General features: G+C 61.0%; 11 protein-coding genes and 1 pseudogene. 5 read left to right on the top strand and 7 right to left on the bottom strand.

Going from position 1 to position 13316, the window contains the following annotated elements; translation table 11 throughout:
- Positions 1-1431, top strand: coding sequence for a sensor histidine kinase (locus tag AMM41_RS04645; protein ID WP_089953485.1), 1431 nt, complete (start codon positions 1-3; stop codon positions 1429-1431).
- A 284-nt stretch (positions 1432-1715) separates the two neighbouring features.
- Here AMM41_RS04645 and AMM41_RS04640 read toward each other — a convergent pair whose 3' ends face one another.
- Positions 1716-2561, bottom strand: a complete 846-nt coding sequence (locus AMM41_RS04640) for a MurR/RpiR family transcriptional regulator (RefSeq protein ID WP_089953482.1) — start codon at positions 2559-2561, stop codon at positions 1716-1718.
- Between the two features lie 395 nt (positions 2562-2956).
- Positions 2957-4420 (bottom strand): glucose-6-phosphate dehydrogenase, encoded by a 1464-nt coding sequence (zwf, locus tag AMM41_RS04635; RefSeq protein WP_089953480.1) that lies wholly within the window; start codon positions 4418-4420, stop codon positions 2957-2959.
- Between the two features lie 196 nt (positions 4421-4616).
- Between zwf and tal the strand changes: the two genes are divergently transcribed.
- Positions 4617-5564, top strand: coding sequence for a transaldolase (gene tal, locus AMM41_RS04630; protein ID WP_089953477.1), 948 nt, complete (start codon positions 4617-4619; stop codon positions 5562-5564).
- 264 nt (positions 5565-5828) lie between these two features.
- Positions 5829-7361 (top strand): glucose-6-phosphate isomerase, encoded by a 1533-nt coding sequence (gene pgi, locus AMM41_RS04625; RefSeq protein ID WP_089953474.1) that lies wholly within the window; start codon positions 5829-5831, stop codon positions 7359-7361.
- Between the two features lie 281 nt (positions 7362-7642).
- On the opposite strand, the gene AMM41_RS04620 is transcribed toward pgi, so the two are convergent.
- Together AMM41_RS04620 and AMM41_RS04615 are read right to left on the bottom strand one after the other, a co-directional pair.
- On the bottom strand, positions 7643-8617 hold the full coding sequence (locus tag AMM41_RS04620) for a cupredoxin domain-containing protein (protein ID WP_089953471.1): 975 nt from the start codon (positions 8615-8617) through the stop codon (positions 7643-7645).
- 92 nt (positions 8618-8709) lie between these two features.
- On the bottom strand, positions 8710-9129 hold the full coding sequence (locus AMM41_RS04615) for a hypothetical protein (RefSeq protein WP_146186211.1): 420 nt from the start codon (positions 9127-9129) through the stop codon (positions 8710-8712).
- Between the two features lie 366 nt (positions 9130-9495).
- Here AMM41_RS04615 and AMM41_RS22175 point away from each other — a divergent pair.
- Both AMM41_RS22175 and AMM41_RS22170 read left to right on the top strand, forming a co-directional pair.
- Positions 9496-9936: pseudogene (locus AMM41_RS22175) on the top strand (DUF411 domain-containing protein); the annotation flags it as partial.
- A gap of 24 nt (positions 9937-9960) precedes the next feature.
- The gene (locus tag AMM41_RS22170) at positions 9961-10236 is read left to right on the top strand and encodes a copper-binding protein (protein WP_228769100.1); all 276 of its coding nucleotides are present in this window, start codon (positions 9961-9963) and stop codon (positions 10234-10236) included.
- Between the two features lie 227 nt (positions 10237-10463).
- Here the strand turns inward: AMM41_RS22170 and groL are convergent, their stop codons facing one another.
- From groL to AMM41_RS04595, 3 genes are all read right to left on the bottom strand, one after another.
- The gene (gene groL / locus AMM41_RS04605) at positions 10464-12113 is read right to left on the bottom strand and encodes a chaperonin GroEL (protein ID WP_089953464.1); all 1650 of its coding nucleotides are present in this window, start codon (positions 12111-12113) and stop codon (positions 10464-10466) included.
- 81 nt (positions 12114-12194) lie between these two features.
- A complete protein-coding gene (gene groES, locus AMM41_RS04600; RefSeq protein ID WP_089953461.1) occupies positions 12195-12482 on the bottom strand; it encodes a co-chaperone GroES in 288 nt (95 codons plus the stop codon).
- A gap of 158 nt (positions 12483-12640) precedes the next feature.
- Entirely contained in the window at positions 12641-13237 is a 597-nt protein-coding gene (locus AMM41_RS04595; RefSeq protein ID WP_089953459.1) for a helix-turn-helix domain-containing protein, read from the bottom strand.
- Between the last annotated feature and the right edge of the window lie 79 nt (positions 13238-13316).

The following is a 13316-nucleotide window of genomic DNA, read 5'->3' as shown; positions in this document are numbered from 1 at the left end:
ATGAGCGATTCCCTGCAGGTTTGGGCGCCTTCTGCCACGTCCTTGCGCAGGCGCTTGCTCAGCTGGATCTTGTTGCCGCTGGCCGGCCTGATTGGCATCAACGCCTGGGTGGGCTATGGCAATGCGGTGCAGGCGGCCAACGAGGCCTACGACCGGTCTTTGTATTTGGCCGCCCGCACCTTGGCCGAAGAGTTGGAGTGGCGCGAGGGCCGCCTGCAGCTGGATGTGACCAAGGCGGCGGGCTATCTGTTTGAAAACCACACCGGCTCGCGCCTGTTTTACAAAATCACCTCACCCGGTGGCCAGTGGCTCGCGGGCGTGGCCGCCGTGCCCGATGTGCCTGCCCGTGCCCAGTCGGCGGTCAAGTTTTTTGCGCTGGTGCAGTTTGACGACGGCCAATACCTGAGCCAGCCGGTGCGTCTGGCGCAACTCATGCATGTGGTGGAGGCCGATGCAGGGGACGCTGGGGCCAAAGCCATGGAACCGTTGGTCAAGATCACCGTGGCCGAGACCATGGAGGCTCGCCAGCAACTGATTGAGCACATTTTGTGGGACACCTTGGGCAGCCAAGGCTTGCTGCTGTTGGCCGCCGCTTTGCTGGTGGTGTGGGGCGTGCAGCGCGGCATTCGACCGCTGGAGGCGTTTCGGCAGCAACTGGCCCAAAAAGCCGACGACGATTTTTCACCCATCGAGCCGCCGGATTTGCCGCGCGAGCTGCGCCCCTTGATCGAGACCCTGAACAGCTATCTGGCGCGTTTGGGGCGTTTGATTGACATCCGCAAACGCTTTTTGGACAACGCCGCTCACCAGCTGCGCACGCCGCTCACCGCCCTCAAAACCCAGCTGGCCCTGGCCCAGCGCAATGTCGAGCCAGCGCAGGCGCAAGTTCTGCTGTCGGCCGCCCGGCAAACCACAGACGACGCGGTGCGGCTGACCGAGCAGTTGCTGGCCATGACGCGGGTCGAACATGCCCGGGAAATGCACAGCCCACAGCGTGTGGATTTGGTGGACTTGGCCCGGCGGGTGACACAAGAGCATTTGCTTCGCGCTCACCAGTCGGGCGACGATTTGGGTTTGGAGTTGCAAGCGGACAGCAGTGACGTGCAGGGCGTGGATTTGTTGCTGCACGAAGCACTGAGCAACCTGATCGACAACGCCATGCACCACAGCCCGGTGGGCACACACATCACGGTGCGTGTGGGGTCCGCTTGGGTCGAGGTGGTGGACGATGGGCCGGGCATTGCGCCTGCGCATCAGGCCCATGTGTTTGAACGCTTTTACCGCGCCGCCCCCTCAGGCGTGCCGGGCAGTGGTTTGGGCTTGGCCATTGTGAAAGAAATCGCCAGCCAACAAGGTGCACAAGTCAGTTTGCAAAGCCCTGTGGCAGACGGGCGTGGCACCGCCATTCGCCTGAGCTGGCCACTTGCCTGAGCAGGCTCAATCGCACTGCTTAACCCCCCGTAGGAGCGACGCCCTCGTCGCGATCACCCTCGCAGACAACCACCCATCGCCCCGAGGGCGGGGCTCCCACAAAACCAGGAGCACCCACAAAACGCTTTTCCCCGTAGGATCGACGCCCCCGTCGCGATCACCCTCGCAGACCACCACCCATCGCCCCGAGGGCGGGGCTCCCACAAAACCAGGAGCGCCCACAAAACGCTTTTCCCCCGTAGGAGCGACGCCCCCGTCGCGATCACCCTCGCAGACAGGGACCTTCAGGTGTAACGCTTGCTGCGCAGGTTGTTCTTCATGTCGCGCAAAACGGGTTGCAATTCTTCGCCGATGCGCAGGGCCACGGTGGTGGCCAGGATGTCGATGATGAGCAGGTGCAGCAAGCGCGAGACCATGGGGCTGTATTTGTCGTAGCCCTCGGGGTGGTCGGCCGTCAGGTGGATGTGCCCGGCGCTGGCCAGGGGTGAGCCGCTGGCGGTGATGACGATGGTGGTGGCGCCTTGTTTTTTGGCGATGTCGCAGGCGTCCATCAGGTCGCGGGTGCGGCCGGAGTTGGAGATGATCACGGCACAGTCGCCGGGGCGCAGCATGGAGGCGCTCATGACTTGCATGTGGCCGTCGCTGTAGGCAATGGCGTTGACACCCAGGCGGAAGAATTTGTGCTGCGCGTCTTGCGCCACGATGCCAGAGTTGCCCACGCCGTAAAACTCGATGCGTCGGTTGGTTTTTTGCGTGGAGGCCAGGGCTTGTGCGGCGTGTTCCAGCGCAAAAGAGCTGGCGTCGTTGCGGTATTTCAAGAACGCCGCCACGGTGTTGTCGATCACCTTGACGGCGATGTCGCTGGTTTTGTCGTCCGCGTCCACACTGCGGTGGATGAAGGGCACGCCTTCGCTCACGCTGCCAGCGAGTTTGAGTTTGAAGTCGGACAGGCCGTCATAGCCCATGCTGCGGCAAAAGCGCACCACCGTGGGTTTGCTCACATGCGAGCGGTCGGCCAATTCGGTGACGGGCAAGTTCGCAAAGGCCCGAGGGTCGGCCAGCACGAGCTTGCCCACACGTTGCTCGGCGGGGGCCAAAGAGGGCAAAGAGGCTTTGATTCGGTCGAGCATCGGGTGTTTCCTATCAAGTCGGCAGCTTGGTGTGTGAAGTTACAGGCAGTAGCTTGGTTTTGAGGTGCAGGTGTGCGGGGCTATCGCGGCGGGGGCGCCGCTCCTACAGGGGGGCAAGTGCGCGTTTGTAGGAGCCCCGCCCTCGGGGCGATGGTTGGTGGTGTGCGGGGCTATCGCGGCGAGGGCGCCGCTCCTACAGCGGGACATGTGCACGTTTGTAGGAGCCCCGCCCTCGGGGCGATGGTTGGTGGTGTGCGGGGCTATCGCGGCGAGGGCGCCGCTCCTACAGGGGGGCAAGTGCGCGTTTGTAGGAGCCCCGCCCTCGGGGCGATGGTTGGTGGTGTGCGGGGCTATCGCGGCGGGGGCGCCGCGCCTGCAGGGGGGGCGTGCTGACATCAGATTTCTTCAGACCAGCAAAACCCGTCACGGGCGATCATGGCGCTCGATGCACTGGGGCCCCAGGTGCCTGCGGCGTAGGGGCGTGGGCCGGTGGTGTCGTCTTGCCAGTGCTGCAGGATCGGTTCGACCCAGCGCCAGGCTTCTTCTTGTTCGTCGCTGCGCACAAACAGGTTCAGGCGGCCATCGAGCACATCGAGCAGCAGGCGTTCGTAGGCGCCCACGCGCTGGTTGCCAAAGCGTTTGTCAAAGTCCAGGTCCAGGTGCACCGGGCTCAGGGTGGCACCGCCGCTGCCTTGGCCGCGTTTGCTTTGGCCTTGGGCAAACAGGTGCAGTTCCAGCCCGTCTTTGGGTTGCAGGTGGATGACGAGTTTGTTGACCTGGCCCACCGGGCTTTTGAAGATTTCGTGGGGCGTGGGGCGGAAGTTGATTTCGATGTGCGCCTCGCGAGCGGCCATGCGTTTGCCGGTGCGGATGTAAAACGGCACGCCCGCCCAGCGCCAGTTGGCGATTTCGGTGCGCAGGGCCACAAAGGTTTCGGTGCTGCTTTGCGGGTTGACGCCAGTTTCGTCGCGGTAGCCCGGCACAGACTGACCGAACACGTTGCCCGCGCTGTATTGGCCGCGAATGACATGTTGGCTCAGCGTTTCGGGCGTCCAGCGTTTCAGGGCCCGCAGCACCTTGAGTTTTTCATCGCGGATGGCGTCGGCGTGCGCGTTGATGGGGGGCTCCATGGCGATGGCGCACAGCAGTTGCAGGGCGTGGTTTTGCACCATGTCGCGCAGCGCACCCGTGGTCTCATAAAAGCCGCCGCGCTTTTCCACACCCAGCTCTTCGGCCATGGTGATCTGGATGTTGGCGATGTGCTCGCGTCGCCACAGGGGTTCAAACAGGGCGTTGCCAAAGCGCATGGCAAACAGGTTTTGCACCGCCGGCTTGCCCAGGTAGTGGTCAATCCGGAAAATTTGCTGTTCTTTGAACACCTTTCCCACCGCGGTGTTGATGCTGCGGTTGGAGGCGAGGTCATGGCCCAGGGGCTTTTCCAGCACGATGCGGGTCTTGGGGGTGTTCAGGCCGTGGGCCGCGAGTTGTTCGCACACGGTGGTGAACAAGCTGGGGGCGGTGGACAGGTACATCACCACGTTGTCGGTCTCGCGCTCGGCCAGACGGGCCGACAGGGCGGCGTAGGCCTCGGCTTGCGACAAGTCCATGCGCACGTAGCACAGCAGGGCGGCAAAGCGGGCGAACTCTTCGGGTTTGGGGCGCTTGTCGCCTTCGACTTGTTCAAAGCGCGACTGGATTTGCTGGCGGTATTGCTCGTCCGTCAGGTCGTCGCGGCCCACGCCGATGATGCGGCCGCCTTCGGGCAAGGTGTCGTGTCGGAAAGCCTGAAACAGGGCGGGCATGAGTTTGCGCCAAACCAGATCGCCCGTGCCACCGAAAAAAACCAGATCAAAAGCCATGATGTTCTAGAGTTACATGAAAAATTGTTTTGTAATGTAACTTTGTTTCACGGATAATTCAAGCACTTTGCATTTTTTGCTCAGGCCCATGGCTTGGCTGGCGCTGTGTGTGGAGGGGCAGACCCCTTTGACTCCAGACCACGCTGGCCGCACAGGCCTTTGACCCTTGTTTGGCACTCTTGAAACCCACCTCACCATGAACCAACTCGACGCCCTCAAACAATTCACCACCGTGGTGGCCGATACCGGCGACTTCAAGCAATTGGCCCAGTTTCAGCCGCAAGACGCAACCACCAACCCGTCCTTGATTTTGAAGGCCGTGCAAAAGCCAGAATACGCCCCCTTGCTGGCCGAAGCCGTGGCCGCACACCGTGGCCAGCCGCTGGACGTGGTGATGGACCACTTGCTGGTGCGCTTTGGCTGCGAAATTTTGAAGACCATTCCGGGTCGCGTGTCCACCGAAGTGGATGCCCGTTTGAGCTTTGACACCGCCGCCACCGTGGCGCGGGCGCGCCGCATCATGGCGCTTTACGAGGCGCAGGGCATTCCGCGTGACCGCGTGCTGATCAAAATCGCTTCGACCTGGGAAGGCATTCAGGCCGCTGCCGAGCTGGAACGCGAAGGCATCCGCTGCAACCTGACGCTGTTGTTTGCGTTTTGCCAAGCGGTGGCGTGTGGACAGGCCAAGGTGCAGCTGATCTCGCCTTTTGTGGGCCGAATTTACGACTGGTACAAAAAGTCCGCTGGCGCTGCGTGGGACGAAGCGGCCAAGTCAGGTGCCAACGACCCTGGCGTGCAGTCGGTGCGGGCCATCTTCAACCACTACAAAAAGCACGGCATTGCGACCGAGGTGATGGGCGCGTCGTTCCGCAACATGGGCCAGATCACGGCGCTGGCCGGTTGCGATCTGTTGACCATCAGCCCTGAGTTGTTGGCGCAGCTGGCCGCGACCGAGGCCCCGCTGAGCCAGGCGCTGGACGCGGCAGCCGCGCAGGCCATGGATTTGCCTGCTGTGGGTTATGACGAAGCCTCTTTCCGCTTGGCGCTCAACGAAGACGCCATGGCCACCGAGAAGCTGGCCGAGGGCATTCGCGCGTTTTGCGCCGATGCGGTCAAGCTTGAAGAATTGATGAAGAAAGCCTGACATCCCGTGTGACTTTGTAGGTCGGCACCTTCAGGTCCGACAAGCCTTTGTGGACCGCTCGCGGTTTGTCGGTCGCTTTGCGAGGTGATGGCTGTCGGGGCTGAAGCCGCCGACCTACAAATACCCTTGTAGATCGGTACCTTCAGGTCCGACATGTGTAGGCTTGGTGCAGGTTCACGTCGGGCCTGAAGCCGCCGACCTGCAACTGTCTGGAAAACGTTGTCGATGCTTGCTCTGCAAGCGATCCATTCACTGAAAGATCCTATGCGTTGTGACTTGACCCCCGCCTGGAAAAACCTGCAACACCATGCGCAGGGCTTTGCTGGTTTTGATTTGCGCACGGCTTTTGCGACCGATGCGTACCGTGCGGATGCGTTGAGCCAGGCGGCCCCTTATGTGTTTGCCGACTTGTCGAAAAACCACACCGATACATCCACCGAAGCGCTGTTGATGGAGCTGGCCAAGCAAACTGGTTTGGCCTCGCACCGCGACGCCATGTTCCGTGGCGAGCCCATCAACAACACCGAGGGCCGTGCCGTGATGCATTGGCTCTTGCGCCAGCCCGAAGGTTCGCTCTCGGGTGATTTGGCCGAGCCCCTCAAGCTGGTGCACGACACCTTGAAGCCCATGTTGGCGTATGCCGAGAGCATCCGCGCCGATGAGCAGATCACCGATGTGGTGAACATTGGCATTGGTGGCTCGGACCTGGGGCCGCAAATGGCGGTGCTGGCTTTGCAAGACTTCGTGATCCCGGGCAAGCGCTTTCACTTTGTGTCGAATGTGGACGGCCATGAACTGGCTGGCGTGCTCAAGGGCTTGAAGGCCGAGAACACGCTGTTTCTGATCGCGTCCAAAACCTTTACCACCATCGAGACCATCACCAATGCCCGCTCGGCGCTGGCTTGGTTCCGGGGTCAGGGCGGGGACGATGTGTCGCACCATTTTGCGGCGCTTACCACTAACGTGGCCGCTGCGGCCGAGATGGGCATCACCACCACCTTCGGTTTTTGGGACTGGGTGGGTGGGCGTTATTCGGTGTGGTCTGCCATTGGCTTGCCGGTGGCGATTGCCATCGGGGCGCAGGGTTTCAGGGACCTGCTGGCCGGGGCGCACGCGATGGACCAGCATTTTCAGACCGCGCCGCTGGAGGCCAACTTGCCGGTGCGGCTGGGCTTGCTCGACGTTTGGTACCGCAACTTTTTGAACTACACCAGCCGAAGCATTGCGCCGTACCACAGCGCTTTGCGCCGGGTGCCTGCCTATTTGCAGCAGTTGGAGATGGAGAGCAACGGCAAGCGAGTGGACCGCAACGGGCATGCTTTGACCTATGGCACCTCGCCCGTGCTGTGGGGCGAGCCCGGCACCAATGGGCAACACGCCTACTTTCAGATGTTGCACCAGGGCACGGACGTGGTGCCGCTGGAGTTCATCGCCGTGAAAAAGCCCACGCACAGCCTGAAAGACCACCACGAGCTGCTGCTGGCCAATGTGATCGCACAGGCGCAGGCGCTCATGCTGGGCCAGGCCGACGAGGGCGGTCACAAGCACTTTCCCGGCAACCGGCCCAGCAGCTTCTTGCTGCTGGACGATCTCACGCCCGCCAGTCTGGGTGCACTGATCGCCTTGCAGGAGCACCGCGTGTTTGTGAGCGGCTCGGTCTGGGGCATCAACAGTTTTGACCAGTGGGGTGTGGAGCTGGGCAAAGTGCTGGCCAAAGACATCCATGCCCGCATCGTGTCGGGCAACGTCAACGGGCTGGATGCATCAACCGCCGCCTTGTTGAACAAGGTGCGCTGACGAAGCGAACTCATGGCAGCGCTGTTGCCATGAGTAAGCTTTTGTGCAGGAGCGGTGCCCTCAATGCAATGGATTGTTTTTTGTAGGAGCGGCGCCCTCGCCGCGATGACGCCTCGCAGACCCCTCCTCCTCGCACAGGCAGAGGGTCCCCACACCGTTGATATGGCTGGCCGCTGAGCCCAAAACAGGCCTTTCGCTTCAAACCTCGCAGGGCCGACAAGCGCCTGCACCGAAGCGGACACATGTCGGCACTCAAGCGACTGGCCCACCTGGCCGCTGGCTCAATGTTTGTGCGAGCTGTGGTCGTGTGGGTCAGCCGGTTTGCTTGGCGCAGTGGGTGTGGTCAGCACTTGCAAAGTGCCCCGCATGCCCGCTTCGTAGTGCCCGGGAATGAGGCAGGCCATTTGCAAGCGCGTGGCTTGCGAAAAGCTCACCACCAACTCGCCGGTTTGCCCGGCCGCCACGCGAATGGCAGCGCCTGTGCCGTGGTGGTGTTCATCTTCATGCGCAGCCCCCTTCGCTGCCGCTTGTTTCATCGCCTCGGCATGAGCGCGAATGTCTTCGTCGCTGCCCAGCACCATTTCATGCGCTGTACGCCCTGAATTGGTGACGACAAAACGGATGGTTTCTCCGGCGTGCACATCGATCTGGCTGGGTGTGAAACGCATGGTGTCATCCATGTTGACCGTGATGCTGCGACTGACCACTTGCGCGATGACCCCGGCCTTGAGGGAGGCACCATGGTGGTCGTCTGTTGCAGCGGTCTCGCCGTGGCTGTGACCCGTGGCCGCCCAGTTGGGGTGCTGCTCCAGCCATTGCCACGCGGCCCCACTGCCGGCTGTGACGGCGGTGCCAACCACCAGCACATACACCGTGGCCGCCCGTGGCCAGTGGCGGGGCGCACTCAGTCCCAGCGCCAGTACCGAGATGAAAAAGCCCAGCGGCACCACCCAGGCGCTGCGTGCGGGCGAGTCCGGAAAGTGCTGCAAACCGCCCGTGAAAAAGCCCAGACCAATCGAGAGCAAAGTGCCCAGCACCAAGGTCTGCAGCAAACCCGAGCTTGGTGTGTCATTCGAGTCTGCATTCAGCCGGTGCTCGAGCCAAGCGCCCAGCACAAACAGCACAATGCCAATGGCAGCGGTCCACAGTGAGCGTGTGCCGCTGAAAAAGCCGTGGTTCACGGCGCCCGAAATGAAGCTGATGCCCGAATACTTGAGCAGCATCGCCCCGTGGTGTTGTTGAAAAGAAGAAGTCATGTGTCCATCCTTGCGCGGCTAATGCCCGCGCGTTTTGATCGGTCTGCTGCACGGGTCCAGCTCCGCGCAGAGCGTGAAAAGAGGTGGAGCGCTCAGGGGATGGGCGGGCGCAACACAGGGCGCAGGTTCGCGCTTTGCCAGTCCTGTCGCGGGCTGGTGGGGTGCGCGGCATGTGCACGGTGCAGTGCCATGCAGGGCTCACTGTCCAAACCGACGGCGCAGCAATGGTGACAGTCGATGGGGTTTCCAGAAGGGCCGTCTGTGTCCACTTCAGTGGGGTGGAGCGGGTGCCCCTTGACTTCAAGGTGACGGGTCGCGTGTCCGTGGCATTCGGGCAAAGTGGCCAGAGGCACTGCGTGGTGAACTGTGGGGGATGTAGTGCGGTCTGTTGTGGTCGAGACTTCGCTCACAGTGGGCTCAGCCCATGACCATTGAATGGGCATGGCCATGACCGAGCCCAGGCTCATTTTGAGCACCATCAGCCAGATCAACCACCCAGAGCAAGAACGCATCCAGCTATCTTATCGGTAGTCGCAACAGGCAAGCGGCCCAACATCCAAAAAGCCCCGCAAGCCGTTCACCTTGGGTGGCTTTTGTGTAGAAGCGGTGCCCTCGCCGCGATGGATTTTTTTGTAGGAGCGGCGCCCTCGCCGCGATGATGCCTCGCAGACCCGCCTCCTCGCACAGGCAGAGGGTCCCCACACCGTTGGCATGGCTGGCCGCTGAGCCCAGCACAGGCCTTTCGCTTCAAACCTCACTGGGCTGGATCGATGGCTTGATTTTGCCTGTCGGATTCCGGGCCATTTTGAAGCGGGCATGATCGGCTGCATCACCTTCCAAGATGGGGGCTCACCATGAGCAATTCACACATCAAAGCCATGCCCAGACGCCAATGGCTTGCAACTGCAGCCGTGTTGGCCGTTACGGGTTTTCAACGCACAGCGCTGGCGCAAGCCACCTTGGTGCAAGTCTGGAAAGATCCCAACTGCGGCTGCTGCCAGTTGTGGGTGGAACACCTGCAGGCCAGTGGCTTCAAGGTCGAGGTGCGCGATGTGGGCAACACCGCCGCCCGCAAGCGCTTGGGCATGCCCGAGCAACTCGGCTCCTGCCACACCGCCAGCGTGGGCGGTTATGTCATTGAGGGCCATGTGCCTGCCGCCGACATTCACCGTCTCTTGAAAGAGCGGCCAGTGGCGCTGGGTTTGTCGGTGCCCGGCATGCCCATTGGCAGCCCGGGCATGGATGGCCCCGAATACAAGGGCCGCAAAGACGCCTATGACGTGCTGCTGGTGCAAAAAGACGGCAGCAGCAAAAGTTTTCAACGCTACCCCGGGCTGCGCCGCATGGCCCAGCGTGAGGGCCTGCAGCGCGTGAATGATGACGCCGCAGCGCTGCCTTGGGCCACGGCCGAGGTGCGGCACATCGACAAGGCCGCAGGCAAGGTGGCGCTCAAACACGGCGAGATCAAAAACCTGGACATGCCGCCCATGAGCATGGTGTTCCAAATCCAAAACCCCAGCCAACTCAACGGTCTGCATGTCGGCCAGAAAGTCCGCTTTCAGGCGGTGCAGGGCCAAGGCGCGTACTGGGTGTTGAAGATCGAGGCATCTGCCCTGTGAGTCTTTGATTCGGACCCCTGAAGTTAGCAGGCGCCCTCGCCTGTAGGCGCGGCACCCTCGCCGCGATCAAGCCTCGCAGACCAACACCGATCCCCCAGGCGGAAGCTGCCGTCCGGCGCAGACCTTGATCCGTCGTCACGAAAAAAAGCCCCGCAAGGCTTTTACCTTGCGGGGCTTTGTGGTTGGCTGGGTGAGGGCCTGAGCCCTCAGTCCAGACAGCGGGGCAATTACATGCCCATGCCGCCCATACCACCCATGCCGCCCATGTCAGGCATGCCGCCGCCAGCGCCGGACTCGTCCTTCGGGGCTTCGGAAACCATGCACTCGGTTGTGAGCATCAAAGAAGCCACAGAAGCGGCGTTCTGCAAAGCAGTACGGGTCACTTTTGTAGGATCCAGAATACCCATTTCGATCATGTCGCCGTAGGTGTCGTTCGCTGCGTTGAAGCCGTAGTTGCCTGTACCGGCCAACACCGCGTTGACCACCACCGAGGGCTCGCCGCCGGCGTTGTACACGATCTCGCGCAGAGGCGCTTCGATGGCTTTCAACACCAGCTTGATGCCGGCGTCTTGGTCAGCGTTGTCGCCTTTGATGACACCCGCCATCTGACGTGCACGCAGCAAAGCCACGCCGCCGCCAGCCACGATGCCTTCTTCCACAGCAGCGCGTGTAGCGTGCAGGGCGTCTTCAACGCGGGCTTTCTTCTCTTTCATCTCGACTTCGGTGGCAGCGCCGACCTTGATCACGGCCACACCGCCAGCCAACTTGGCCACGCGCTCTTGCAGCTTCTCGCGGTCGTAGTCAGAAGTGGCTTCTTCGATTTGCACGCGCACTTGTTTGACGCGGGCTTCGATGTCACCAGCAGCGCCAGCGCCGTCGATGATGATGGTGTTTTCCTTGCCCACTTCGATGCGCTTGGCTTGGCCCAGATCGGCCAAAGTCACTTTTTCGAGGGTCAGGCCGACTTCTTCAGCGATCACTTTGCCGCCGGTCAAGATGGCGATGTCTTCCAACATGGCTTTGCGACGATCGCCAAAGCCTGGAGCCTTGACAGCCACCACCTTCAAGATGCCACGGATGGTGTTCACCACCAAAGTTGCCAAGGCTTCGCCTTCAACTTCTTCGGCAATGATCAACAAAGGACGGCCCGCTTTGGCAACGGCTTCCAGTGTGGGCAGCAGATCGCGGATGTTGCTGATCTTCTTGTCGAACAACAACACGAAGGGGTTGTCCAACAAAGCAGCTTGCTTTTCGGGGTTGTTGATGAAGTAGGGCGACAGGTAGCCGCGGTCAAACTGCATGCCTTCAACGACGTCGAGTTCGTTGTTCAAAGACTTGCCGTCTTCCACGGTGATCACGCCTTCTTTGCCCACTTTGTCCATGGCGTTGGCGATGATTTCGCCGATGCTGGTGTCAGAGTTGGCAGAAATCGAGCCGACTTGGGCGATTTCTTTGCTGGTGGTGGTGGCTTTGGTGGCCTTCTTCAGCTCTTCGATCAAAGCAGTCACTGCTTTGTCGATGCCGCGCTTCAGGTCCATCGGGTTCATGCCAGCGGCCACGTACTTCATGCCTTCGCGCACGATGGCTTGGGCCAACACGGTGGCAGTGGTGGTGCCGTCACCCGCGTTGTCAGAAGTTTTGGAAGCGACTTCCTTGACCATCTGCGCGCCCATGTTTTGCAGCTTGTCTTTGAGTTCGATTTCCTTGGCCACGGACACACCGTCCTTGGTCACGGTGGGGGCGCCGAAAGAACGCTCCAGAACCACATTGCGGCCTTTAGGGCCCAGAGTCACTTTGACCGCGTTGGCCAAAATGTTCACGCCTTCAACCATGCGTGCGCGGGCTTCGCCGCCGAAAATTACGTCTTTTGCTGCCATTTTTAAGCTCCTAAATTCAGATTAATCAGTTGAGGACAGAGCGAACGGGCGCTTCGCGCGTCGTTCGGTCTGTCCCGCAAATCACTCGACCACTGCGAACAGGTCTTCTTCTTTCATGACCAGCAGCTCGTCGCCAGCCACCTTGACGGTCTGGCCGCTGTACTTGCCGAACAACACGCGGTCGCCGACTTTGACGCTCAGGGCCTTGGTCTCGCCTTTGTCGTTGGTCTTGCCTGGGCCGACGGCCAGGACTTCACCTTGATCGGGCTTTTCAGCAGCCGAGTCGGGGATCACGATGCCCGAGGCTGTTTTGGTTTCGCTTTCGATACGCTTGACGATCACGCGATCGCCCAAAGGACGCAGTTTCATGGAATCTCCTGGATTTGAAACAAGGGTTGAAAAACAAAAGCACCAAAGGGGTGCAGCTGAAATCTGAGGAGAGGGGCGTTGTTAGCACTCATCCCCATCGAGTGCTAATGATAAGGCCATTTCGGTGCATTTCAAGAGGCAGGGTTTTCCGGTAGGCGTCAATGGGTTGGCTTTCGGCTCTCGTGTGCATGGTGGGGGCTGAGCAAATACCCGTCGACCAGATCGGTGCTGATGTCGCCTTCAAACAAGCTCAGGTGTGGCGCTTGGTGCAAGGTGCTGCTGTCGGGCAGGCAGGTGCAGTTGTAAATGACGATGTGTGCTTGCTGCATGCGGGCGTTTTGCAGATGCATGGCCGAGGTGTGCAGCCAGGGAATTCGGGCGTCCATGAAGAAGGCGTCCACATTTTGTGTGATGTCGATCAGGTCCAGTGGGTGGGTCATGACCTTGATGTGGGGCCAGTGCGCCAAGGTGTCCAAGGCCTGTGAGAGGTGTTCGCCGTCGTGCAAAACGCACACCAGCGAGCGGCCCGGGTGCGCCTCGGGCAGGGGGTAGAGCAGGTTGAAGCCTTGGCCTTTGCAATAGTCCATGACCGATTCGGACAGGATGCGGCGATGGCCACCATGGGTGACGAAGGCCTTGAAGACCCCGCTTTGCACCATGCGCTGAACCGTGCCCACCGACAAGCCCAGGGTTTTGGCCGCTTGGCTGGTGCTGACATAAATTTGTGGATTTTGGGGGTTGTGTGAATTTTTCATCGTGGGGTGCTCGCTTGGATAGGCTTGGTTGTCTTGGGCTTTTTGAGGGTCTTGGCATGGTAGAACGCGCTCGAAGTCT

Origin of the sequence: Limnohabitans sp. 2KL-3, assembly GCF_001269405.1 — a bacterium.
Taxonomy (GTDB): Bacteria; Pseudomonadota; Gammaproteobacteria; order Burkholderiales; family Burkholderiaceae_C; genus Limnohabitans_A.
The sequence above is the reverse complement of the archived record's forward strand: the minus strand, read 5'-3'. Positions and strand labels throughout refer to the sequence as shown.

Coding starts and splice junctions, on each gene's coding strand:
- AMM41_RS04645 (WP_089953485.1), top strand. CDS start 1: ATGAGCGATTCCCTGCAGGTTTGGGCGCCTTCTGCCACGTCCTTGCGC.
- AMM41_RS04640 (WP_089953482.1), bottom strand. CDS start 2,561: ATGCTCGACCGAATCAAAGCCTCTTTGCCCTCTTTGGCCCCCGCCGAG.
- zwf (WP_089953480.1), bottom strand. CDS start 4,420: ATGGCTTTTGATCTGGTTTTTTTCGGTGGCACGGGCGATCTGGTTTGG.
- tal (WP_089953477.1), top strand. CDS start 4,617: ATGAACCAACTCGACGCCCTCAAACAATTCACCACCGTGGTGGCCGAT.
- pgi (WP_089953474.1), top strand. CDS start 5,829: ATGCGTTGTGACTTGACCCCCGCCTGGAAAAACCTGCAACACCATGCG.
- AMM41_RS04620 (WP_089953471.1), bottom strand. CDS start 8,617: ATGACTTCTTCTTTTCAACAACACCACGGGGCGATGCTGCTCAAGTAT.
- AMM41_RS04615 (WP_146186211.1), bottom strand. CDS start 9,129: ATGCGTTCTTGCTCTGGGTGGTTGATCTGGCTGATGGTGCTCAAAATG.
- AMM41_RS22170 (WP_228769100.1), top strand. CDS start 9,961: ATGGCCCAGCGTGAGGGCCTGCAGCGCGTGAATGATGACGCCGCAGCG.
- groL (WP_089953464.1), bottom strand. CDS start 12,113: ATGGCAGCAAAAGACGTAATTTTCGGCGGCGAAGCCCGCGCACGCATG.
- groES (WP_089953461.1), bottom strand. CDS start 12,482: ATGAAACTGCGTCCTTTGGGCGATCGCGTGATCGTCAAGCGTATCGAA.
- AMM41_RS04595 (WP_089953459.1), bottom strand. CDS start 13,237: ATGAAAAATTCACACAACCCCCAAAATCCACAAATTTATGTCAGCACC.